General features: G+C 61.6%; 22 protein-coding genes and 1 pseudogene. 19 read left to right on the top strand and 4 right to left on the bottom strand.

From position 1 onward, the window contains the following. The first annotated feature begins 81 nt into the window (after positions 1–81). The 6 genes from L0U80_RS23965 to L0U80_RS23940 all read left to right on the top strand — a co-directional run bounded on the left by L0U80_RS23965 (position 82) and on the right by L0U80_RS23940 (position 7,123). Entirely contained in the window at positions 82–1,674 is a 1,593-nt protein-coding gene (locus L0U80_RS23965; protein WP_233871247.1) for a xylulokinase, read from the top strand. After that, the gene (locus L0U80_RS23960) at positions 1,671–2,342 is read left to right on the top strand and encodes a class II aldolase/adducin family protein (protein ID WP_233871244.1); all 672 of its coding nucleotides are present in this window, start codon (positions 1,671–1,673) and stop codon (positions 2,340–2,342) included. The genes L0U80_RS23965 and L0U80_RS23960 overlap by 4 nt, the downstream gene beginning before the upstream one ends. After that, a complete protein-coding gene (locus L0U80_RS23955; RefSeq protein ID WP_233871241.1) occupies positions 2,339–3,838 on the top strand; it encodes an aspartate aminotransferase family protein in 1,500 nt (499 codons plus the stop codon). Before L0U80_RS23960 ends, L0U80_RS23955 begins: the two co-directional genes overlap by 4 nt. A 3-nt stretch (positions 3,839–3,841) precedes the next feature. Beyond that, entirely contained in the window at positions 3,842–4,483 is a 642-nt protein-coding gene (locus L0U80_RS23950; protein WP_233871238.1) for a hypothetical protein, read from the top strand. 27 nt (positions 4,484–4,510) lie between these two features. After that, complete coding sequence (locus L0U80_RS23945; RefSeq protein WP_233871235.1) at positions 4,511–5,671, top strand: MFS transporter; 1,161 nt, start codon at positions 4,511–4,513, stop codon at positions 5,669–5,671. A 252-nt stretch (positions 5,672–5,923) separates the two neighbouring features. Beyond that, entirely contained in the window at positions 5,924–7,123 is a 1,200-nt protein-coding gene (locus L0U80_RS23940; protein ID WP_233871232.1) for a porin, read from the top strand. A gap of 560 nt (positions 7,124–7,683) precedes the next feature. Here the strand turns inward: L0U80_RS23940 and tatA are convergent. Genes tatA through L0U80_RS23920 form a run of 4 tightly spaced genes read right to left on the bottom strand, consistent with a single transcriptional unit; the run spans position 7,684 to position 10,695 of the window. Next, entirely contained in the window at positions 7,684–7,905 is a 222-nt protein-coding gene (tatA, locus tag L0U80_RS23935) for a Sec-independent protein translocase subunit TatA (protein WP_233871229.1), read from the bottom strand. A 25-nt stretch (positions 7,906–7,930) separates the two neighbouring features. Further along, positions 7,931–8,671 carry an ABC transporter permease gene (locus L0U80_RS23930; protein ID WP_233871227.1) on the bottom strand — a complete coding sequence of 247 codons (741 nt, stop codon included), beginning with the start codon at positions 8,669–8,671 and terminating at the stop codon, positions 7,931–7,933. Further along, positions 8,668–9,633, bottom strand: coding sequence for a heme ABC exporter ATP-binding protein CcmA (ccmA, locus tag L0U80_RS23925; protein WP_233871223.1), 966 nt, complete (start codon positions 9,631–9,633; stop codon positions 8,668–8,670). Before ccmA ends, L0U80_RS23930 begins: the two co-directional genes overlap by 4 nt. An 18-nt stretch (positions 9,634–9,651) precedes the next feature. After that, on the bottom strand, positions 9,652–10,695 hold the full coding sequence (locus tag L0U80_RS23920) for an FAD:protein FMN transferase (RefSeq protein ID WP_373322278.1): 1,044 nt from the start codon (positions 10,693–10,695) through the stop codon (positions 9,652–9,654). A gap of 452 nt (positions 10,696–11,147) precedes the next feature. On the opposite strand from L0U80_RS23920, the gene nosZ reads away from it, so the two are divergent. The 13 genes and pseudogenes from nosZ (at position 11,148) to L0U80_RS23855 (ending at position 23,660) form a co-directional block, all read left to right on the top strand. After that, positions 11,148–13,109, top strand: a complete 1,962-nt coding sequence (nosZ, locus tag L0U80_RS23915; protein ID WP_233871217.1) for a TAT-dependent nitrous-oxide reductase — start codon at positions 11,148–11,150, stop codon at positions 13,107–13,109. Positions 13,110–13,221: 112 nt separating this feature from the next. Continuing rightward, positions 13,222–14,478 (top strand): nitrous oxide reductase family maturation protein NosD, encoded by a 1,257-nt coding sequence (locus L0U80_RS23910; protein ID WP_233871215.1) that lies wholly within the window; start codon positions 13,222–13,224, stop codon positions 14,476–14,478. Then, on the top strand, positions 14,471–15,379 hold the full coding sequence (locus L0U80_RS23905) for an ABC transporter ATP-binding protein (RefSeq protein ID WP_233871212.1): 909 nt from the start codon (positions 14,471–14,473) through the stop codon (positions 15,377–15,379). The genes L0U80_RS23910 and L0U80_RS23905 overlap by 8 nt, the downstream gene beginning before the upstream one ends. Further along, positions 15,376–16,209: an ABC transporter permease gene (locus L0U80_RS23900; protein WP_233871209.1), complete on the top strand. Its 834-nt coding sequence runs from the start codon at positions 15,376–15,378 to the stop codon at positions 16,207–16,209. The genes L0U80_RS23905 and L0U80_RS23900 overlap by 4 nt, the downstream gene beginning before the upstream one ends. Beyond that, on the top strand, positions 16,206–16,733 hold the full coding sequence (locus tag L0U80_RS23895) for a nitrous oxide reductase accessory protein NosL (RefSeq protein ID WP_308444884.1): 528 nt from the start codon (positions 16,206–16,208) through the stop codon (positions 16,731–16,733). The genes L0U80_RS23900 and L0U80_RS23895 overlap by 4 nt, the downstream gene beginning before the upstream one ends. Before the next feature lie 10 nt (positions 16,734–16,743). After that, on the top strand, positions 16,744–17,010 hold the full coding sequence (locus L0U80_RS23890) for an MJ0235 family protein (RefSeq protein WP_233871206.1): 267 nt from the start codon (positions 16,744–16,746) through the stop codon (positions 17,008–17,010). A gap of 2 nt (positions 17,011–17,012) precedes the next feature. Continuing rightward, positions 17,013–17,411 carry a hypothetical protein gene (locus L0U80_RS23885; protein ID WP_233871203.1) on the top strand — a complete coding sequence of 133 codons (399 nt, stop codon included), beginning with the start codon at positions 17,013–17,015 and terminating at the stop codon, positions 17,409–17,411. Positions 17,412–17,456: 45 nt separating this feature from the next. Continuing rightward, positions 17,457–17,762 (top strand): annotated as a pseudogene (locus L0U80_RS23880) (c-type cytochrome); the annotation flags it as partial. A gap of 138 nt (positions 17,763–17,900) precedes the next feature. Beyond that, on the top strand, positions 17,901–20,132 hold the full coding sequence (locus tag L0U80_RS23875) for a 4Fe-4S binding protein (RefSeq protein ID WP_373322267.1): 2,232 nt from the start codon (positions 17,901–17,903) through the stop codon (positions 20,130–20,132). Next, the gene (locus L0U80_RS23870) at positions 20,129–20,782 is read left to right on the top strand and encodes a c-type cytochrome (protein ID WP_233871196.1); all 654 of its coding nucleotides are present in this window, start codon (positions 20,129–20,131) and stop codon (positions 20,780–20,782) included. Before L0U80_RS23875 ends, L0U80_RS23870 begins: the two co-directional genes overlap by 4 nt. A 70-nt stretch (positions 20,783–20,852) precedes the next feature. Then, the gene (gene petA, locus L0U80_RS23865; RefSeq protein WP_233871193.1) at positions 20,853–21,473 is read left to right on the top strand and encodes a ubiquinol-cytochrome c reductase iron-sulfur subunit; all 621 of its coding nucleotides are present in this window, start codon (positions 20,853–20,855) and stop codon (positions 21,471–21,473) included. Next, positions 21,474–22,859 (top strand): cytochrome b, encoded by a 1,386-nt coding sequence (locus L0U80_RS23860; protein WP_233871190.1) that lies wholly within the window; start codon positions 21,474–21,476, stop codon positions 22,857–22,859. A 24-nt stretch (positions 22,860–22,883) separates the two neighbouring features. Next, the gene (locus L0U80_RS23855; protein WP_233871187.1) at positions 22,884–23,660 is read left to right on the top strand and encodes a cytochrome c1; all 777 of its coding nucleotides are present in this window, start codon (positions 22,884–22,886) and stop codon (positions 23,658–23,660) included. Positions 23,661–23,680: the final 20 nt, after the last annotated feature.

Raw genomic sequence — 23,680 nt, 5'->3', positions numbered from 1 at the left:
GCCATCGTTCCAGCCTGAACGACTCAGTCAGTTTCCGTGCAACGGACAACCCGGCTTGCCTGGGTGATCGAGACAATACGAATGGAAGCTAAAAGCGGGTTGGTGCTGGCCGTCGATCTGGGAACGTCCGGCTGCAAATGTGCGTTGGTCGACCTTGACGGAGACGTGCATGGATGGTCGTTTCGCTCCGTGCCGTTGCATGTCGAGGCGGGCGCGGCCGAGCAGGACCCGAACGCGTGGTGGGCGGCCTTTCTGGAAAGCGCTAACGAACTGTTCGCCACGGAAGCCGGATTGCGTCGCCGCGTGCTGGCCGTGTGCTGTTCGACGCAATCGGAAGGAACGGTTTGCGTGGACCGCGATCACCGAAGCATCGGCCCCGCAATGACCTGGCTCGACTCGCGCGGCGCGGCGCCGATGGCGCGGCGTGTGCGCGGACGCGGGCCTAACATCGAGGGCTATGGCCCGTTGAAACTCTGGCGCTGGCTGCGCCTGACCGGCGGCGCACCGTCGCTCTCCGGGCGGGACAGCGCCGGGCACATCGCCTGGCTGCGCGACCAAGAACCGGAACGGTACGACCGAACCTACAAGTTCCTGAACGTCCTGGACTTCATGAACCTGCGGCTGACCGGCCGGTTCTGCACGACCCGGGATTCGATCCTGACCACGTGGGTCACGGACAATCGGGACGTCGATCATGTGAAGTACGATGACGGCCTGTTGCGCATGCTGCGTATCGATCCGGACAAACTGCCGGAAATAGTACGTTCTACTGATGTTATCGGAACGCTTTTGCCGGATGTCGCGGCCGCACTCGGGCTCGATGCCGGGACCGTCGTCGTGGCCGGCGCCGTAGACAACTCGGCAGTCGCGGTCGGCGCGGCCGTCGACGACTTCGAGACCCATCTGTATCTCGGCACGTCGTCGTGGCTCGGAGCGCATGTTCCGTCGATGAAGACCGACGTCCGGAACAAGATCGCCGCGGTGCCCTGCGCGCGCGATGGACGCTACCTCGCGATGGCGCTGCAATCGACCGCGGGCGCGAATCTTACGTTCCTGCGCGAGCGCATCCTCTATCACCCGGACGAACTCGCGAGCGACGAAGAGCACCCGGCCGTGTACGAGGTGTTGAACCAGATCGCGGCGCGCGTACCCGCTGGCGCGCGTGGGCTGATCTACACCCCGTGGCTGCAAGGCGAGCGCACGCCGGTCGACGATCCGTGCCTGCGCGCGGGGCTGATCAACCTGTCGCTCGAGCACTCGCGCGAGGACATCTTCCGGGCGTTCCTTGAAGGCGTTGCGCTGAACACGCGCTGGATGCTCGAACCCTTCGCACGCTTTCTGGGCCGCGACGCCGGAACCATCACAGCCGTGGGCGGGGGAGCGCAATCCGACGTGTGGTGCCAGATTATTGCGGACGTGACCGGACAACCGGTTCGTCAACTCGCGAGGCCGATCCAGGCCAACGCGACCGGAGCGGCGTTCATCGCCGGTGTGGCGTTGGGCGCGTTGCGTTTCAGCGACCTTTCCGCGTTACGCAGGATTCGGCGCACGTATGAACCGGCAACCGCCCTGCGGCGCTTGTACGGCGACAAGTTCGAGGCCTTCAAGGAAGTGCGCGCACACCTCGCGCCCCTCTATCGCCGCCTGAACGCACCCACGGTGACGACCGCATGAGCACCTTCCACGTACGCCAGGCCGTAGTCGAACTCTGCAACGAACTTTCGCGTCGCGGCTACCTTGCGGGCACGGGCGGCAACATCGCCATCCGGATCGGCACGGACCGGTTCGCCGTGACCCCGTCGGCGACGGACTACGCCACGATGAGCGCCGCCGACGTCTGCGTGCTGCGCCTCGACGATCTGAAGCCTATGGAAGGCAAGCGGGCCCCGTCGGTGGAAAGCGGTCTGCACGCGCGCGTGCTGCGCGCTCGCGCCGACGTTCAGTGCAGCATTCACACGCATCAGCCCGTGGCGAGCGCATGTGCGTTGCTGGGGAAGCCGCTGGACGTGCCGGAAGGTCCCCTGCGCCGATCGCTTGGATCGCAGGTTCCGGTGATCGGCTACGCGCCTTCGGGTAGCGCGTGGTTGTCGTCAAAGCTGGCCCGCGCACTGCGCGAAGACATTCAGGCGTACTTGATGTTGAACCATGGCGTGCTGTGCTGCGGGGCGAGTCCGACTGCCGCCGTCGAAGCGGTCGAACATCTCGAGACCCTGACTCGCATGCATCTGATGCACATGATCGAGGCGCGCGCCGCGCGCGAACCCAAACAGCGGACCATCTTGCTGCAAGTGGCGAGCGCGCTCGCAGAAACATCTCCATTCGATCGGACCGACACGTTATGAGTAACACCGTCATCGCCCATTCGTCCGGCAACGCAGCCGCCGACGCCAACGCCGCTTTACCTGCGATCCCGACGTGGCCCGACGTGGATAACCTGTACCGCCGGTTCGACGCGCTAGTCCGGCAACCGATGCGGCCCATCCGGGCCGACGCGATGGACCAGGTGACGCGTTACTTCAATGAGCGTTGCAGGCGTTCGAAACAGTTGGCGGACGAAGCAAAAACCGTCATTCCCGGCGGCGTCCAGCACAACCTCGCATTCAATCATCCGTTTCCCCTTGCTATCGCACAGGCCGAAGGGGCACACATGACGGACGTGGACGGAAATCGCTATATCGACTTCCTCCAGGCGGGCGGGCCGACGCTCCTTGGCTCCAATCATCCGACCGTGCGGCAGAAAGTGAACGAAGTGCTGGACACGTGCGGCCCGGTCACCGGTCTGCTGCACGAATATGAGGTGAAGCTCGCGGAACTGGTGTGCCAGTCCATGCCGGGCGTCGAGATGGTGCGGTTACTGGGTTCCGGCACGGAAGCCGTGATGGGGGCGGTTCGTCTCGCCCGCGCCTACACCCGGAAAAAATGGGTCGTCAAAATCGGCGGCGCGTACCACGGCTGGAGCGATCAACTGGTGTTCGGCATGCGCTTGCCCGGAACGGGCCGCATGGAGGCGGTGGGCATTCCGCGCGGCGCGACGGCCCACACCCAGGAGTGCCATCCCAACGATCTCGACGCGCTGCGCCGCAAGCTTCAACTCAATCGCCTGCGTGGCGGGACGGCCGCCGTGCTGGTCGAGCCGTTCGGGCCGGAAAGCGGAACGCGGCCCGTGCATCGCGACTACAACCGCCAGGTCCGCGCACTGTGCGATGAATTCGGCGCGCTGCTGATTTTCGACGAGGTGGTCACCGGCTTTCGCGCCGGAATGGGCGGCGCGCAAGCCTACTTCGGCGTGACCCCCGATCTGACCGTGCTCGGCAAGTGCCTGACCGGCGGCTATCCGATGGCGGGCGCGATCGGTGGGCGCAAAGAAGTGATGATGCTGCTGGTCGGCGGAATCGGCACTACGTCGCGCCGTGCATTCGTCGGCGGCACGCTGTCGGCGAATCCGCTCTCGTGTGCTGCGGGCTACCACGCGCTGCTCGAGGCGCAACGCGTGAATGCGGCCGGCGTCGCCGGGCGTGCAGGCGAGCGCCTGTGCCAGGGTCTCGCTGAAATCATCGAACGCCTCGGGCTGCCCTACGTGACGTACAACATGGGCTCCATCGTGCACCTGCAGACATCGGGCGTGCTCCTGCTGGATACGAGCAACATCGTCAAGCTGCTGCGTGTGAAAAATGAAGCCAGGGCGCGCAAAACCATGATGGAGGAGATGGGCGCGGCCTATACGGCACACGGTTTGATCACGCTCGCCGGAAGCCGGATCTACACCAGTTTCGCGGATACCGACGAGGTCGTCGACGACGCGCTGAACCGCTTCGAAGACGTTTTCAGGCTGGTTTGAATCATGTCGATCGAACAGATGATCGAGGCACAGTGGGTACAGACGCGCGACCGTCTTGTCGCGAAACAGTTGCTGGGACTGTCGCACGCGAGCCTTTCACTGCGAATCCCGGGGACGAACACCATGTGGTTCGGTGCCGCTACCGACAACGCACCCCGCAGGATAGCCGTGGACGATACGGCCACGGCGGTTCCCGGCAGCGATCTTCATTTTGCGATCTATGCCGCGCGAAAAGACGTGGGCGCGATCGGCGTCGGCGGCGGGACGTTCGGCCGCTTGCTGGCTCACTCGGGCGACGCGATGCCGGGCGTATTCGATGAGCAGGTACGTCATCTCGGTCGCATGTGTCCCGCCGTCGGGCACGTTCGCGAGGTCAAGCGGGCGCTGGGCGGCGGGACCAATGCGCTAATCGCGCAAGGGGACCCGGTCTGTCTGGGCATGACAGCGTCCCGCCTTGCGCTGAATGCCGAACTGTTCGAGAAATGCGCCAAGGCGTTTGTGCTCGCCATGGCAGCCGGCTCACGCGTGAAGCAGTTGCCATGGCTCGTGCGCACCGTAGCGAATGGACGTCTGATGAAGGACGAGCGACGTGCGATGGAGCGCATCCAGCAGGGAATGCTGCCGGAGGAAAGTCGGAGTTATTGAGGGCACCAAAAACGAAGGGGAGACCACATGAAAACGACAAATACCGCAAGCGGATTTTCCGCGGTGCAAGTGAGCGCCGCGCTTGCGATCGGAACCATTGCGCTTCTGATGATCGGGATCCAGCCGATCCTGCTGGGTGAACTGGTCGACGCGAAGCGCGTGACGCTCGAGGGTGTGGGTCTCGTGGCGATGGGCGAGATCGTGACGCTCGGCCTCGGCGTGGCGCTCGGCGATCTGCTCGTGCCAGTGCGGTGGCTAAGACGAGTTGCGATTGTTGCGGGCTTGTCGAGCGCCGCGTTCGATCTGCTGACGACGCACGCTTCGGGTGACGGTCCGATGCTCACCGTGCGTGCGTGCGCTGGCCTGGCGGAAGGTTTGCTGGTCTGGGGCACCACTGGCGTGGTGGTGCGCAGCGCCAATCCAACCCGCGTCGCCGCGATCTTCTTCGTCGTGCAGACCCTCGCTCAGGCGCTGGTCGGTGCGGTCCTTGCCAACCTCGTCATCCCGCGCGCGGGTTGGCAAGGCGGTTTCGAGACGCTGGCCGGACTATCGCTGCTGACCTGCGGCCTGGCGTTTGTCCAGCCCGCCACGTTGCCCCCGCTCGCGTCCGGTTCCACAGGGGACTTCCGCTGGTTTCCAGCCCTGTTGCTGCCGCTCTTCGTCGCATTCCTGCAACTCGCGGCGGTGGGTGCCTTCTGGGCCTATATGGAACCCTTGGGCAAGGTCGCCGGGCTGGATGGCCGCTCGTCCCAGACCTTGATTTCAGGCGTATTGGCGGCGCAGGTCCTGGGCGGCACCGCGGCGTCGCTGCTTGCTCGCCGCGTCGGAGCGAGGCCGGTGCTGTTCTGCGCCTCCCTCATATTCATCGCCGCCTTGACGACGGTGCACTGGATGTCGGCGGGACACGCACTGACGTTTGGCGTCGCCAGCCTGCTGTTCGGTTTCGTCTGGCTTTTCGCGCTGCCGTTTCATGTCGCGCTCGCGTTCCAGGCCGACCCGAGTGGCCGTCTGGCGAGTCTCGTTCCCGCCGCGCAGTTGATCGGCAGCGCGTTCGGACCGCTCGCGGCGTCGCTCCTCGTGCAGGGCGACAACGCAACGGCCGTGCCGCTCGCAAGCATCGTCTTCGCCGTGCTCGCCACACTGCCGCTGCGAAGGATGCGCGAGCGACGGGTGTCCGCCGCAGCATAGGGCATCCTCAAGATATGACGAACCGTCCGGATCAGATCGGTCAAGCGTCGCGCTGCCGGGAGGGGCCATGCGAAATCCTGCTCGCTGCTGATTTACGGTTGCTTCGAGCGATCCATGCATAGCCAGCGTGTCGTGACTGCCGCGCGTGGCGTGACCTGACACGCTGGCGGCGACGCAGTCTGGAGCGACGGCGTGAGTTGGGGGTAAAGAAGCTCTTTTCCATAACAAGAACTTTATATTTCGGAGACCAAAATGAATAAACGAAAAGAAAGTATCCGGGTGGCGTGCTGCGCGGCGATGACACTCGCCGGTGTAACAGCACACGCACAAAGCAGCGTCACGCTGTATGGCGTGCTCGACGCAGGCATTCGCTATGAAACGCACGGCGTGAGCTACGGGCCAGACGGCATGCCGGTGTCGACGGGCAGGAAGGTGTCGATGACCGACGGGGGCGGACTGACTGAGAGCTACTGGGGTCTCAAGGGCCAGGAGCAGATCGATACCGACCTGCAGGTCCAGTTCCAGCTCGAGAGCCACTTCGGGCCGAACACCGGCAGCATCGTACCGGCGGGTTCGGACAACTTCTTCCAGGTTGCCTATGTGGGACTTGTGTCACAGAAGTTCGGCGAACTGATGCTCGGTCGGCAGTACAACGTCGCGTTCGAGACGGTGTCGCTCGCGTATGGATCGAATCTGTGGGCCGGTCCGCAGGATCCGTACTTCAACCTGTTCAAACCGGAAATGACCATGCTGGCAGCCGCGCGCACGAGCAACATGGTCCAGTATGGCGCGCAGTTCGGCGACCTTTACGTGCTCGCCCAATACGCGCTCGGCGGGCACGCGGGCAGCGGCACGCAGGGCAGCCAGACAGGCGCGGGCGTCGCCTATGCACCCGACAAGGGACCGTTCACGTTCGGCGCGTCGTTCCTGCGCAGTTGGGACGACAACAGCCATGCAAAGTTCGACATCTACACCGTCGGCGGTTCGGTGACGCTCGGCAATGCAACCTTCAACGCCGGCTATATCGAGAACGCACGCGACAACAACTTCACTTCGTTCTCGAACGGTCCGTTCAGCCCGATCGATCTCGCGGGGCTCGGCATCATCTCGCCGATACAGGTCGTCGATCCGACGCAGCCTGGTGGATTCAACAAGCGAAAAATGGGGCTGTTTGGACTCACCTACAAAATCTCGCCGACGCTGACCGCCGCGATCAACACCTGGTGGACCACGCAGTCCGGCTATACGTCGGACTTCGACGGCCACGCGCGGCAATTCCAGGCGATCGCCGGCTACAGTCTGTCGAAGCGCTCCATGCTGTACGCGGAAGTCGACTATGCGGTCTACCGCGACGGCCTCGTGGGCGCGCAGCTCGTGGGCGTCAACGGGCAGGCGCCGACCATCAGCACTACACAGTTCGGCGCGACAGTGGGCTTCCGTCACTACTTCTAGAGGTTTTGCCGCGATAGCGATCGTGGCTGGAGTAGCGTTCGATATAACCAGAAGCGCTTATGCCGCCAACGAATGCAGAGCCCGTCGTCACTCGCGGGCGGACGACCCGCGAGCGTGGCAAGTTGTGGCAGCCTGATTCGGGAAGCACGTCACAGGCGGAAGTCCGCACGCCATAATCCTCACGACGTCAGAGCGCATCGAAGCCGGACAACGCGCGTCCTGGCGCGTGCTCGCCGTGTTGCCGCCCGTCAGCAGTGCGATGGTCAGCCTCAAGCCGCAGGTCGCGCCATAGAGCATGCACGCGATGATTGTTGGCGAGCGGTTCAACACTCGCCGTTTCGGCGGGATATTCTCGATCGACGCGGACGCAGGGGATGAAGCATGGGACACCAGCGCCGTAGATGCGGCAAGCATTTGCCTTCCCCCGGTTTGCTGACTGAGCTTCCCGTGGTGAACAAAAGGCGTCACGTGCTGCGCTACCCAAACGCGCGGATTTTATAGTCCACACGCGCGATAGCACGAAATCCGTCCACGCTCGCGCGCGTCACGCATCATCGACATTACTGCGCGCTGCGCACCGCTTCTTTCGCGTTGACATCGACGACATCGGCGTGCACCAGTTCGCCGTGCTGCGCCGGCGCCTCACCCTCGCGCATTCCGTCCTTGAAGCTCTTCACAGCGCCGCCAAGATCGCCGCCTATATTGCGTAGCTTCTTCGTGCCGAACACCAGCGCCACGATCAACAAGACGATAAGCCAGTGCCAGATACTGAATTCACCCATGGAAACTCTCCTTTAATTCACACGATTACGCATTGCGCCGACTGATCCTGCGCACGACGAGCCAGCCCGCCGCGATCAGACAGGCCGCGAGTGTTGCCACTGAGCGTGCCGGCGGGACTACGAACTGCGTTGTTAAAACCCCGCGCATCAAATCGACGGCATAAGCGGCGGGGTCGAATACGGCGGCAAGCCGGATCCAGTCGGGCGCGAGATCGAGTGGGTAGAGCGCGCCCGAAAGGAAAAACATGGGCAGCAGCAGCGTATTCGACACGACTGGAAATACGATCACCGACTGGAACGGCAGCGCGAGCGCGAGGCCGAGTGCCGAGAAGGCGAGTGAGGCAAGCGCCATTGCCATGACAAGGAGGACGAGGTGCGGAAAAGTTACACCGATGCCGACCGTCGGCGAAAAGGGGAGCAGCAGCATGCTTTGCACCCACGCGACGACCGCACCGGCGCCGATCTTGCCAGCCGCGATCTCGGAGCGCCTCACCGGTGAGACGAGCAGAGCGTTTAAAAGACCGGTTTGCCGGTCGTGCACGATGCCGACTGCGGCTGAGATGGCCGTGAACATCAACGAAAGGCCGACCACGCCCGGAAAGATGTACGCCTGATAGCCGCTGACCTCCGCGTATGTGCCGCTCCTGAGCGCGGCGCCCAGAACGAACAGATACAGCAGCGGTTGCGTGAGGCCGAACGCGATCCGCAACGGCGACGCCCAGAACCGCTTCAGGTCGAACCACACGATCGCGAGCACGTTGCTCATGCGTATGCCCTTCCAGTCGCGTGGGTCATGCGGATTGCGCGGCGTGGTTCGCTATGGCGCACACGGCTCCAGTGTTCGACGATGTCCGTGAGCCTGGGCGAGTCGACTTCCGCGCGGGAGACGCTGCACGGTATGCGTTGCAGCAGTGCGGGCAGTGCGGCCTGCGGGTTAGCGACCGAAATCTCGACGCCATCTTCGCGGACGGTTGCTGCATACCCTTCATCGCCAAGCCAGCGGCGCGCGTCTTCGCTGTTGGGCACGTCCAGCCGGATCGTGCCGGGAATATTGGCGCACAGTGTCCGCCACGGGCCATCCGCGAGCACGCTTCCCTGATGCATCACGATGACGCGATCTGCGTCGCTTGCCTCGTCGGCATGGTGTGTCGAGCACAGGACGGTATGGCCGTCGCCGACGAGCGTTCTGATTTCGGACCAGAAAGCATGTCGTGCGGAGGCATCGAGGCCAAGCGTAGGTTCGTCGAGCAACAGCACACGCGGCCGCGCGATAAGTGCGCGCGCGAGTTCCAGTCGACGGCGCTGGCCGCCGGAGAGGCACTGAACCCGTGTTGCCGCGAGCGCTTCGAGCCCGAGTGACGTCAGCAACTCATCGACGCGCTGCCGCGCAGTCCGGCCCCTCAATCCCTGGCATTGCGCGATGAAACGCAAATTGTCGTGTGCGCTCAGACGCGGTTCCAGCGCGGATTCCTGAAACACGACACCGATCTTCGAACGCACTTGCGCTGGCGTTGCGATGGCGTCGATACCGTCGATGAAGATGCTCCCACTGTCCGGTGCGGCGAGCGTGGCCAGAAGCGAGAGCAGCGTTGTTTTGCCCGCGCCGTTAAATCCAACGATCCCCACGAGTCCGGCGCTCCCGACCGTCATGCTGACGTCGTTGAGAATGGCGCGATCGCCGCGGCTGAAGCTCACGTTGCGCAGGTCGATGCTGGGTGCGTCCGCCATGGTGGAGATACTGACCGTTCAATTGAGTAGCGTGGGGCGCAGCGATGGATCCGCGAAATGCACTCGCGCCATCATTGGCGCGGACGCCCACACGCGCCCCTGAGAGTCGACCATCAGCACTGCCTCGACGCCGATCTTGTGCGCAAGCGACATCGCCGCCGCAGAACCGGCTATGAACGGTGGCTTGCTTGCGCCATCGGACAAGGCACCCGCATGCGGACCGGGCTTGACGAGCACCGTGACCGACTCGCTCTGCGTGGCGGGAAAACCAGTGCGCGGATCGAGGATGTGGCAATAGCGCACACCATTGGACTCGAAGAATCGTTCGTAGTCGCCGCTCGTGCCGATCGCTTCGCCGTCGCGCAGGTCGAGCGTCGCGAGTGAACCCGGCTTGCGCGGGTCCTGGATGCCGACTTGCCAGGGCGTTCCGCCCTTGCTTCCGAGCGCGAGCAGGTTGCCGCCCACGTCGATCAATGCATTTTCCACACCGCGCTGTTTCAGTATCGCGGCGGCGTCATCGAGAGACCAACCCTTTGCGTATCCGCCGAAATCGATCGCGACATCACGGTTTGCACTTCTGATGACACCGGACGGCGAGATATCGAGGTCCGCGATGCTGGCGTGACGGGCCGACACGCGCTGCACCGCGTCGCGCGACGGCGGCTTCACGTCGAATTGATCGGCCTGAAATCCCCACAGCCGAATGAGCTTGCCGATACCGGGATCGAACAATCCGTTTGTATCGAGTGACAGCTGCCGCGCCGCGCGAAGTATCTGCGCCAGGTCCGCCGACGCCTGGAATGGCTCACCCATCGCGATGCTGTGGTTGAGCCGGGTGACCTCCGAGGGCTGCCACGCGTGCATCTGGCGATGCATGGTCTGGAAGTGCGCGAAGACCGCGTTGGTGTCCTGCTGCGCCTGATCGAGCGGTACGCCATAGAGCGCCAACTGCACGCGAGTGCCAAAAACGTAAGTGCCTTGAACGTAGACCGCCGGCGCCCGGAGCGTTGCCCAGAGTCCGGCGGAGATGGCAAAAAATACGGCCAGCGAGATCAGGAGGATTCTTCGGTGAGTGAACAATTTGCCAATACTCCAGACAGTTTTACGCTCGGCAGACTGGCAATCTGATTCGCTGCTCTGACTCGTCGTTACGATTTTCGGGATGGTTATACACCCGTTTGATTCACATCAATCTGGGCGGATTGACGCACTGTTGGATGGGTGTCGCGACGGATCGCCACAGGGCTCATAAATGTCGCATCTAAGGCGCATCTTTTATTAAGATAAGTCAAGTCGTGTCGACGGTCGCTACGCCACACTACGTGCCTGCAAGATATTCTTCCGCCCGTTAATGGGATAACGATGGCCCTTACTTGCAAGGGAGGGTAACGAAACAGAGTTATCAATCTGCATAGGTTTGGAGTGTGGATAGGTACCTCGACGCTGAGAAATCCTTCTTCTCTGGTGTCGAGACGATAGGTCGAAGTTGAAACGAATTGATGAGTGAGAGCGTTATGACATTCTCAAAAGAAGAATCTGAAAAGGCAGCAATCCCGGGGCGTCGTCGATTCCTCGCTTCTTCCGCGGTTGCGGGTCTGGCGGGCGCGAGCCTTTCACTGGGTCTGGCGGCCTGCAACAAGGGCAGCGGCGACACCGCGGCCGCTGCGCCGGCCAATGCCGGCAGCGGCGCAAGCGGCGCGAGCGCTGACTCCTCCATCAACTGGGATAAGTACGAAGTGCATCCCGGCAAGCTCGATACGTACTACGGCTTTTCGAGCGGCGGGCACTCGGGCGACCTGCGCGTCATCGGCTTCCCGTCGGGCCGCGAAATCCGCAAGATTCCGGTGTTCAACATCGACTGTATGTCGGGCTGGGGCATCACGAACGAATCGCGGAAGATCATCGGCACGCGTCCGAACGGTCAGCTGAACTACATGACCGGCGACACGCACCACGTGCACATGTCGTACACGGACGGCCTGTACAACGGCAAATACATTTTCGTCAACGACAAGATCAATGCGCGTATCGCGCGTGTGCGTCTCGACACGATGGAATGTGATGCGATGACGACGCTGCCGAACGTGCAGGGTTTCCATGGCATTTTCCCGGACAAGCGTGACCCGGTTGACGACAAGATCAACTACACGACGCGCGTGTTCTGCGGTAACGAATTCCATATTCCGCTCCCGAACAACGGCCACGATCTCAACGATCCGACGAAGTACGGCTGCCTGTTCACCTGTATCGACGCTGAAACGATGCAGCCGCGCTGGCAAGTTCGCGTCGACGGCAACATGGACCTCGTCGCCACCTCGTATGACGGCAAGCTCGCCTGCTCGAATCAGTACAACACGGAAGGCGGCGTCCACTACGAAGACATGATGTCGGCGGAACGCGACGCTTGCGTGTTCTTCAACATCGCGCGCATCGAAGCAGCGGTCAAGAACGGCAAGTTCTTCCACGTCGGCGATTCGAAGGTGCCGGTTGTGGACGGCACGAAGGCCGGCAACCCCGACCCGAAGACCGCGCTCACCGCCTACGTTCCGGTTCCGAAGAACCCGCACGGCGTGAACATCTCGCCGGATGGCAAGTACTACGCCTGCGCCGGCAAGCTGTCCCCGACGGCCACGGTGATCTCGCACGAACTGATGCTCAAGTGGTTCGACGGTGGTCTGAAAGAGCCGCGCGATGCAGTCGTCGCCGAGCCGGAAATCGGTCTCGGACCGCTGCACACGGGCTTCGACGGCAAGGGCTTCGTCTATACCACGCTGTTCCTCGACAGCCAGATCGTCAAGTGGGATCTCGACGCGGCGATGAAGGCGTACAAGGGCGACAAGGACGCGAAGGTGGTCGTTGACCGTATCGACGTGCACTACCAGCCGGGTCACGGCTTCACGTCGATGGGCGAAACGAATCAGCCGGACGGTCAGTACTTCGTTTCGGACAACAAGTTCTCGAAGGACCGTTATCTGCCGGTCGGCCCGCTGCATCCGGAAAACGGTCAGCTGATCGACATCAGCGGCGACAAGATGAAGCTCGTGGGCGACCATCCGATGTATCCGGAACCGCACGACACGATCATGGTTCGCCGCGACATCATCAAGACGCGTCAGATCTATGACCTCAACGAGTTCCCTCTGGCCGTCAAGAGCCCGAAGGACTGCCGCGTCGAGCGTAACGGCAAGAAGGTGACGGTCCATCTGACGTCGCAGGCACCGACGTTCGGTCTGCGTGAGTGGACGGTGAAGAAGGGCGACGAAGTCACGATCATCCTGACGAACCTGGATAAGGTCGAAGACTTGACGCACGGCTTCGCAATCCCGTTCCACAACGTCAACTTCGTCGTGCACCCGCAACAAACCCAGTCGGTCACGTTTATCGCTGACAAGCCGGGCGTGTACTGGTGCTACTGCACGAACTTCTGCCACGCGCTGCACCTTGAAATGCGCTCGCGGATGATCGTGGAGGCGTAACGCGTCAACGCAGTTGTTGAGGCGCTGGCGGGCCAGGGAAATGGTGTATGCCCTGGCCCGCCCGACCGGCCTCGTTTGAACATTGAAATACACCTTTCGCCGGTAGTTCAGAATGCTGCAGTTCCGACTAGTCGTGGTGCCCGCGCTTGCAATGCTGCTCGTACGCGCTGCCGCCGCCGCCACACTCACCGTGCATCCCGGTGAGCGGATTGGTGCAGCGATCGATGCGGCCAAGCCTGGCGACACCATCGTCGTCTCTGGCGGACGCTACGCGGAGAATCTCAAGATCGGCAAGCCGCTCACACTGCGCGGCAAAGACCTGCCGATGATCGACGGACACAACACAGGCGACGTCATCCGCATTACGGCGCCGGACGTGACCATCAGCGGTTTCGCGGTCGTGAACAGCGGTGCCAACCTGACCGCGCAGAACGCCGGTATCTATGTGCAACCCGGCGCCGACCGTGCCCAGATTGACCATTGCGAGCTCGTCTACAACCTGTTCGGACTCTGGATCGAACACTCAGCAGACGTGCGCGTGCTCGACAACGTTATCGTCGGCAAACGAGACCTTCGTTCTCCGGATCGCGGCAACGGCATCGAGCTTTACAACACGACTGGCGCCCAGATCGTCAGCAACTCCATCAGCTATTCGCGTGACGGCATTTATGTCGATGTGTCGCAGCACGCGCTCTTCAAAGGTAATTCGATTCACAACGTCCGCTACGGAACGCATTACATGAATTCGTATTACAACGTATGGGACGGCAACGAGGTGTATCACAACCGGGGTGGCCTCGCGATCATGGAGTCGCGCAACCAGGTCGTGAAGAACAATCGCGTGTGGGGTAACACCGACCACGGAATCATGCTGCGCACGCTGCAGGATTCGGTCATCGAAAACAATGTCGTCGCCGGAAACCAGCGCGGCTTGTTCATTTACGACGCTGAATACAACACGTTGCGCGGCAACCTCGTTGTGGACAACAAAGTCGGCGTGCATCTGTGGGGCGGGTCGTACGAGAACAATGTAAGCGGCAACGACTTCATCCGTAACCAGGAGCAGATCCGTTACGTCGCGGCGAATGACGTCGCGTGGACCGGCAACTACTGGAGCAACTATTACGGCTGGGACAAGCGCGGCCGCGGCATCGGCGACATTCCTTATACCGCGAACGATCTCGTCGACCGGCTGACCTGGCGCGTGCCGGCGGTGAGCGTGCTGATGAACAGCCCCGCCGTGCAGTCGCTGCGCCTGATCGCTCAACAATTCCCGCTTGTGGCCGTGCCGAGTGTGGTCGACAGCGCGCCGCGCATGCAGCCGTCCCACACGGCTTGGTCGCAATGGGTCGGGAGGCAACATGATTGAACTTACTGGCGTTGCAAAATCGTACGGCGCACTGCTGGCGCTCCAGGGTGTCGACCTTGCGGTTCGCAAAGGTGAAATGTTTGGCCTGATTGGCCGCAACGGTGCGGGCAAGAGCACGCTGTTCCAGCTGATGCTCGGCCTTCTTCACGCCGACGCTGGACGCGTGCAGGTCGATGGTGAAGTTGTCGGCGGTTCGCGTTTTCGTGCGGTCAAACGCAGGATTGGATACCTGCCCGAAAACATCGTGCTTTACGACAACCTGACCGGCGTCGAAACCCTGCGCTTTTTCGCGCGGCTCAAGGGTACCGACACGGCAGAGTGCATGCCGCTGCTCGAACAGGTCGGCCTCAGCGGCGCTGCGGGTCGTAAGGTGCGCGAATACTCGAAAGGGATGAAGCAGCGACTTGGTTTCGCGCAAGCGCTGCTCGGCAATCCTGCACTGCTGTTTCTCGACGAGCCGACGAATGGCCTCGATCCAGAGGGCATCCGCGAGTTCTATCAAATCCTGAAGACGCGTCAGGAAGCAGGCGCGACGATCGTCATCACCTCGCACATTCTTGCCGAGATCCAGCAGCGCGTGGACCGTCTGGCGATCCTGCAAGGCGGGCGAATCCGCGCGGTCGGCAGCGTGCCGGCACTGCGCGGCGAGGCGAATCTGCCGCTCTCCATGGAAGTCGTCGCGCATTCGGACGATACGCGTGCGCTCGTGGACGCATTGAAGAGCAAACCGTTCGAAAAGCTGACGATCCGCGGTCGCCACATCGTATTCGAATGTCCGCGCGAAGCAAAAATGTCGGCCATTGCAGCGCTGTCGCCGCTGTCCGGCCATATCGCGGATCTGCAAATCCAGGAGCCGTCGCTCGAAGATGTGTTCCTGGGCTGTATGGGGGTTGACGCATGAGCCTGGCCATTTTCTCGTCATGGACCCAGATCCGAGTGATCGCAGGCAAGGAATTCCGCGATCGCATCCGTAACCGCTGGGTGCTTGCGGTGTCGCTGGTGTTTGGCGTTTTTACGCTCGCGACGTCCTACTTCGGAGCGGCTACGCAGGGCGCCGTCGGCTTTCACGGCGTCGAGGCACTGATCGCGAGCCTCGTCAGCCTCACGATCTATCTGCTTCCGCTGATCGCGCTGATTCTCGGTTTCGATGCAATCGTTGGCGAGCGTGAGCGCGGCACCCTGAACCTGTTGTTGTCGTATCCGGTCACGCGTGTCGAACTGTTGCTCGGCAAGTACGTGGGCCTCGCAGCGGCGCTGAGCTGCGCGACGCTTGCCGGCTTCGGTCTCGCCGGCATCGTGATCGCCGTGCGTGCGCCCAACGCTGACTGGTTTCAGTACGCGGGCTTTGTTATCAGCGCAGTGCTGCTCGGCTGGGTATTCCTGAGCCTCGCGGTCACCGCATCGGTATTTTGCGCAAGCCGGACCTCGGCAAGCGGCGTTGCGATCGCACTGTGGTTTTTCTTCGTGCTCGTGTACGACCTCATGTTGCTCGGCGCGCTCGTGCTGACCGGCGGTGCGGTGCTCGGATCGCTGTTTCCGGTGCTGCTCATGCTCAACCCCGCCGACATCTTCCGGATCCTGAACATCTTCGGTCCCGGCGATTTGCGCACGATGTATGGCCTCGTAAGCGTGTTTCCGGCTGCGCTTGCACAACCGTTTGTTCTCGGCCCAGTGATGCTCGCCTGGATTGCGGCGCCGCTCGGCCTTGCTGCCTGGAGATTCAATCGATGAAGCACCATACCTTGAAGAGCATCGCCGCGCTTGCGGTCACGGTGCTTGCCTTCGGCCTTGCTGCCGGATGCCACAACGAATCCGGCGCGCTGCCCGCGCCGCATGAGATTACCGATTCGACGGTCAGCGTACTCGACGGAATGAGCCTCAAAGAATATCCGGGACCGAAGGCCCAGATGCTCTATGCGGACGGACATGCGGACTTCTTCTGCGACACGCTCGGGCTCTTTTCGGTCTATCTGCGTCCGGAGCACGACCGCAAGGTTAGCGCGATGTACGTGCAGGACATGGCCACGGCCGACTGGGATCACCCGGAGGGCCACTGGATCGACGCGACCCAGGCGACCTACGTAGTCGGCTCCAAAAAGGCTGGCGCGATGGGTCAGACCTTCGCTTCGTTCGCCAAGGAAAGCGATGCTGAGCAGTTCGTGAAATCCCAAGGCGGCAAGCTGTATCACTTCAACCAGATCACAAGCGATATGGCGACGACCGATGGCGGCGTGGTCAAAGACCAGAACATGTGAGGACACTGAGATGACGCAATTCTTCTACAACGTGCCATCGGAGGCGGCCCAGCAGATCGAGTCGCTGAGCCGCTTGCTCTACGACCTGCGCGAGGACCGCAAAACCATTCTCGCGAATTACCGTGCCGAAAACGAAGAAGCGCTGCTCGCGCTGATTGCCGAGGGCAAAGTTGGCGAACACCCGGCCTATGAACACTACCTCAGCGCGAAGACGCTTCTGGAAACGCGCGAAGTCATTCGCGAACAGTTGCGCGAAGTGCTGGCCACAGGATTCTGATCATGTTGCACATTGAACTGAAAGAGCAGATCGAGACGACGTTCAACGCGACCCAACTGGAGTCGGTCACGCTTTGTCGCGATGCGATCGATGTGAATCTTGCCAACGGCGTCGAACTGACGCTACGTATCGGCGGCCCCGCTGAGTACGTGATGAGCTGGCGCTGGGGCGAAGTTGGAATGTGCATCGATACCGCGCCGCTGCACGAGACGCTCGGCACATTCCCGAACCATCTTCACACGCCCGATGGCCGGACCGTTGACGATCCCGTCAGCGAGATCGGCGCGGACCCGTGGCGCAACGTCAGCACGCTGATCAGTCGGCTGCTCGAACAGCCGCTGTTGGGTTTTGAAGCTACGTTTGCGCACGATCCGGTCGAAGCGCGGACTCATCAATCCTGAAACTCCTACTGAGGAAAGATCATGAAAAATCGGAAAGTTTTGCTCGCAGCCTTTGGATTTGCCGTTGCAGCGGCCAGCGTAGCGCCGGCCGCGAATGCTGCGGATGGCGAAAAGGTGTTCAAGAGCGTCTGCTTCATGTGCCACCAGACGGGCGCAGGCGGTGCACCTATTTACGGCAACAAGGCGGACTGGGCACCGCGCATCAAGCAGGGCAAGCCGACGCTGTACAAGCACGCGCTCGGTGGCTTCACCGGCAACAACGGCACGATGCCCCCGCGTGGCGGTGGTTCGAGCCTGAAGGACGACGAAGTGAAAGCAGCCGTCGACTTCATGGTTGCAAAGGCTCAGTAATGTGAGTGGAAGCGCTGTGCCGCGCCGGGGTCTGGTGAGCGGTGCGGCGTCTAGTAGTAATCGCCATTGGGGCGCGCTTCGTCCGCGTAATCGCGTTGAAGCTGCGCCCTTCCTGGCGGCCCCCTCAAAGCGACAAAAATGAAAGTAACGTTGCGGTTCTTGCTGTTCGCGCTCCTGGTCGCAGTGACCCATCCGGTCTTCGCTTCGATTTACGAGCAGGAGTTACCCGACGCGCTGTTCAGCCAGCCCGAGATGTGCAAGTGGACCGACTGCGCAGGCGTACTGCCAGGTGCAAACGAATTCTCCGCGCGCAAGGGCGCTCCGCCCTACGTCGAGGCCTATGCCAACGACGGGCACGCGCGTACCCTCAAAGGCTACGTATTCCTGTCGACCGATATCGTCGACATACAAGGTTATTCCGGTAAACCGATCGTCACGCTGATCGGCATGGACACCAAAGGTGTGATCACCGGCGTCCGGGTGCTCAAACACAGTGAGCCAATCCTGCTGGTCGGTATTCCCGAGAGCAAGCTGCTCTCATTTCTTGGCCAGTACGTAGGCTTGTTTGCGGGCCAGCGCTTTGAGATCGGCCAGAGCAGTTCGGGCGAAAAGGGCCTCGACGCCATTTCGGGCGCGACGGTCACGGCCATTGCCGAAAACCAGTTGATCTCGCGCTGCGCCGTTGCGGTCGCCAGCCAGGTCGGTATCGTGAAGGAAGCGATTCTGCCGCAGGCAAAACTGGTGCAGTCTGATACGCGCTACGGATGGAACAAGCTCGTGGACATGGGGGCGGTACAGCATCTCGTGCTCCATGCCAGCGACGTTGGCGCGGCAGACACTGGCTCGCCCTATCTCGATCTCTACTATGGCTACCTGAACGCCCCCGCGATCGGCAAAAGCATTCTCGGTGACTACGGTTACGCGCAGCTTATGAACCGTCTCCAGCCTGGAGACCACGCGATTTTCGTTGTGGCGAACGGCACGGAGTCGTTCAAGGGATCGGGCTTCGTGCGAGGCGGCATCTATGATCGCATCCAGGTCCAGCAGGGAATCAACGCGTTCACGTTCAAGGATTCCGATTATCTGAATCTCTACTCGCTGGAGGCAGCCGGCACGCCCGCCTTCAACGAGACCGGCATCTTTATCATCCGCAACACGAAATTCAGTGCGGCCTATCCGTGGAAGTTCGTGTTCCTGGGTCACAAAGAGGATAAGGAAACGGGCGCAAAGAGCTTTTCGGCATTCAACTCACCGTACTGGCTGCCTGCGACCTTCCTCGAGGGTGGCCGTCCGAAGGTCGAGGAGGAAACGCCCTCCTGGTGGAACGCATGGAACGGCAAGAAACTGGAAATCGGCCTCTTCATTGGCTGGGCCGTTGCCGTCATGGCGTTCTTTGCGACTCGCGACCGTTGGGTACGCAAGGCAAAGCGCGCGAATAAGCGTTGGGTCTCCGTGCCGAAAACCGCAAGCTGGTTGATCGCGGTGGGCTTCGCAGGCTGGCATGAGATGGCGCAGCCATCCATCACGCAGGTGCTGACGTTCATCCATTCGCTGTTCGGCGGGTGGAAGATGTCGCTCTTCCTTTCCGATCCGTTCATTTTCGTCTTCTGGATCGTGATCGCGATCACCGTGATCATTTGGGGACGCGGCTTGTTCTGCGGCTGGATGTGCCCGTTCGGCTCGATGTCCGAGATGCTTTACAAGGTGGCACGTGCTACGGGCCTGAAGAAGCTGCAGACCAAGCTGCCGATGCGCTGGCACAACCGGCTGCGCAAGCTCAAGTACGTGGTGTTCGCGGTGTTGCTCGTGGTGTCGTTCTTCTCGATGCCCTGGGCTGAAAAACTCGCGGAAATCGAACCGTTCAAGACGACGTTCCTCGTTGGCGTGCTCAACCGATCGTGGCCGTTCATGTTGTTCTGGACCGTCATTGTCGGGGCATCGATTTTCATTGAACGGCCGTTCTGCAAGTATCTGTGCCCGCTTGGGGCAAGTCTTGCACTGCCGGGCTGGCGGCGCCTGCTCAAACTGCGACGCAAGCCTGAATGCACGAGTTGCCATGCCTGCGCGGTCGGTTGCGGCTCACAGGCGATCGACGAAAAAGGCCGGATCGACCAGATGGAGTGCATGCTCTGCCTCGATTGCATGGTGATGTATTACGACGAGCACACCTGCCCGCCATTGTCGAAAGAGCGGAAAAGGCGCGAGAAGGAAAAGCTGCCGCTGACTCGAGTTGGCAAGGACGGATATTTCATTCCGATCAAGCTCGAAACCACGGGGAGCGCGAACACGGGGGCCGTCAAGGCTGCGCCGGCGGCGTCGCGTGTTGCGGAATCTCTTTCCACTACAGAACAAAACAGGACGGTTGAATGAATCGAATGCGCAAGGTTTGGGTGGCCCTACACATAACCGCGGGCCTCTCGGGGTGGGCAGTGCTCACGCACGCGGCACAGGTGAGCACGCCGGATGCCAGTCGAGGACAGGCCGTCGTGGCGCAGGTGTGCGCGGCGTGCCACGCTGCCGATGGCAACAGTGCGGCCGAGACCTTTCCGAAGCTCGCGGGGCAGCATGCCGGTTATATCGTCAAACAGCTAGGGGATTTCAAGGCGCAATCCGCCGGCGGTCAACCGGTCCGAGCCAACCCGATCATGGCGGGAATGGCGGGCGCGCTTTCCGATCAACAGGTCGTGGACGTCGCCGCTTATTTCGCGTCGCAGAGTCCGAAGCCCGGCGACGCGCAAAACAAGGACACGTTCGCGCTCGGACAAAAAATCTATCGCGGCGGTATTGCCGACAAGGGCGTGCCGGCGTGTGCGGGCTGCCATGGTCCGACGGGTCAGGGCATTCCCTCGCTGTATCCGCGTCTTTCGGGGCAATGGGCGGCCTATACCGCAACCCAGTTGACCGCGTTCACCCAGGGAGCGGGCGCGCGTGACAACAGCGTGCCGATGCATGCGATTGCATCGCGTCTCTCGGACAACGAGATCAAGGCGGTGGCCGACTACATTTCAGGGCTGCGTTAAAGACTCCATTCGCGCGGGCTCGCGGCCCCAGAAATGGCGTTAAAAAATCAATTTAGAAACGAGGAATGTCATGCAAGTCCACGAAGACGAAAATGTCGACAGCGGCCGCCGTACATGGCTGATTGCGGCATCGGTCGCAGGTGGCGTCGGGGGCCTGGCCGCGGTCGTGCCTTTCGCGGGTTCGTTCGCGCCGTCCGAAAAGGCGAAGGCCGCTGGCGCACCGGTTGAAGTCGATATCAGCCACCTCAAGCCCGGCGAAATGATGACCGTCGCATGGCGAGGCAAGCCTGTGTGGATCTTCAACCGCACCGATCAAATGCTCGCCGATGTCCAGAAGGCCAGCAGCGATCTCGCCGATCCGCTGACGAAGAATCCGTTCTCGATGCCGGAGCCCGAGTATTGCAAGAACGAATTCCGCTCGCGCGCCGAACACAAGAACATTCTCGTGACCGTCGCGGTGTGCACGCATCTGGGCTGCACGCCGACGGCGCGGTTTCAGGAAGGCCCGCAGCCGAACCTGCCCGAAAACTGGCCGGGCGGCTTTCTGTGCCCGTGCCACGGTTCCACCTACGATCTTTCCGGCCGTGTGTTCAAGAACAAACCGGCGCCGCAGAATCTAGACATCCCGCCTTACATGTTCACGTCCGCGACGCAACTCGTGATCGGCAAGGACGAAAAAGGAGAAGCATAAATGGCGACTGTCACTGAACATAAGGTCGAAACAAAGGGAGTCGTCGGCTGGATCGACAAGCGTTTCCCGTTGACAGCAACGTGGAAGGCGCATCTCTCCGAATACTACGCGCCGAAGAATTTCAATTACTGGTACTTCTTTGGCTCGCTCGCGCTGCTCGTGCTGGTGAACCAGATCGTCACCGGCATTTTCCTCACGATGAACTACAAGCCCGACTCGACGCTCGCGTTCGCGTCGGTCGAGTACATCATGCGCGAGGTGCCATGGGGCTGGCTGATCCGTTATATGCACTCGACGGGCGCCTCGATGTTCTTCGTCGTCGTCTATCTGCACATGTTCCGCGGACTGATGTACGGCTCGCATCGCAAGCCGCGCGAACTCGTGTGGATTTTCGGCTGCGCGATCTTCCTGTGCCTGATGGCCGAGGCGTTCTTCGGCTATCTGCTTCCGTGGGGCCAGATGTCCTACTGGGGCGCCCAGGTGATCGTGAACCTGTTCTCGGCGATTCCGGTCGTCGGCCCGGACTTGTCGCTCTGGATTCGCGGCGATTACGTTATCTCGGACGTCACGCTCAACCGCTTCTTCGCGTTTCACGTGATCGCGATTCCGCTCGTGCTGCTGGGGCTGGTGTTCGCGCACATCGTTGCGCTGCACGAAGTGGGTTCGAATAACCCCGATGGCATCGAGATCAAGGAGAAGAAGGACGAGAATGGCAAGCCGCTCGACGGCATTCCGTTCCATCCGTATTACTCGGTGCACGACTTCATGGGTGTGTGCATCTTCCTGATGGTCTTCGCGGCGATCATATTCTTCTCGCCGGAAATGGGCGGTTACTTCCTCGAAGCGAATAACTTCGTGCCCGCCAATCCGCTGCAGACGCCACCTGAAATCGCGCCGGTGTGGTATTTCACGGCGTTCTACGCGATGCTCCGTGCCACCACCGATCCGTTCAAGATCGTGCTGATGATTGTGATCGCGCTGCTCGGCCTGCTCGCGCTCGTGCGCGCACGCGGCAAGTGGCGGTTGGGTCTGCCGGTGCTGGCGGCTCTCGTGGTTCTCGCGATGGCCTATACCGAATCGAAGTTCTGGGGTGTTGTGGTGATGGGATCGGCGGTGGTTTCGCTCTTCTTCCTGCCGTGGCTCGATCAGGCACCGGTGAAGTCGATCCGCTACCGTCCTTTCTTCCACAAGGTGTTCCTCGGGATATTCGTGGTGGCGTTCTTCATTCTGGGGTTCCTGGGCACACGGCCGCCGTCACCCGTGGGCACGCTTGTCGCCCAGGTCTGCGCGCTCATCTATTTCGCATTCTTCCTCGGCATGCCGTTCTGGACGCGGCGTGGCACCTTCAAGCAGCCGCCTGAGCGCGTGCACTTCAAGGCCCATTAACTGACGAGCGAAGAGAACACGACTATGAAGATAAAGCTGCTTTCGACACTCGCCCGCAGGGCTGCGGCCCTGGCCACGCTCGCTCTCGCATTTTCAGTAACGGGAGCGCCGGCGTGGGCTGAGGAAAATATTCCGCTCGATCACGCGCCCGAAAGGGCGAATGATCTTGCCTCGCTCCAGCATGGCGCCCAACTGTTCGTCAACTATTGCCTGAACTGCCATAGTGCGAACCTGATGCGCTATAGCCGGCTAGAGGGTCTTGGCATTTCGCAAAAGCAGATCGAGACAAACCTGATGTTTGCCTCGGACAAGGTGGGCAGCACGATGACCGTCGCGATACGGCCGGACGATGCTAAAAGCTGGTTCGGCGCAACGCCGCCGGATCTTTCGGTGGAGGCGCGCTCACGCGGCCGCGACTGGCTTTATACCTACCTTCGCAGCTTCTACACCGACGACACGCGGCCGACCGGCTGGAATAACCTGGTGTATGAGAACGTGAGCATGCCGCATCCGCTGTGGCAGTTGCAGGGTACGCGGAAGGCGAAGTTCGAAGACACGGTTGACAAGGCAAGCGGCGAGAAGATCCATCGCTTCGCGGGTTACCAGCAGGTCACGCCCGGGAAGATCTCGCCGGCGGATTACGATGCCGACGTGGCCGATCTCGTGGCGTACCTCGGCTGGATGTCCGAGCCGGAACAGACGACGCGCAAGCGACTCGGCGTCTGGGTGCTGCTATTCCTGGGGGGGATGACGTTTATTGCGTGGCGGTTGAATGCCGCGTACTGGAAAGACGTCAAATAACCGGGTCGGCAATCTGCTGG

Source organism: Paraburkholderia adhaesiva (genome assembly GCF_021390575.1).
GTDB classification, from domain to species: domain Bacteria; phylum Pseudomonadota; class Gammaproteobacteria; order Burkholderiales; family Burkholderiaceae; genus Paraburkholderia; species Paraburkholderia adhaesiva.
Note: the sequence above shows the minus strand (reverse complement) of the source record. Positions and strands in the feature narration are given on the sequence as shown.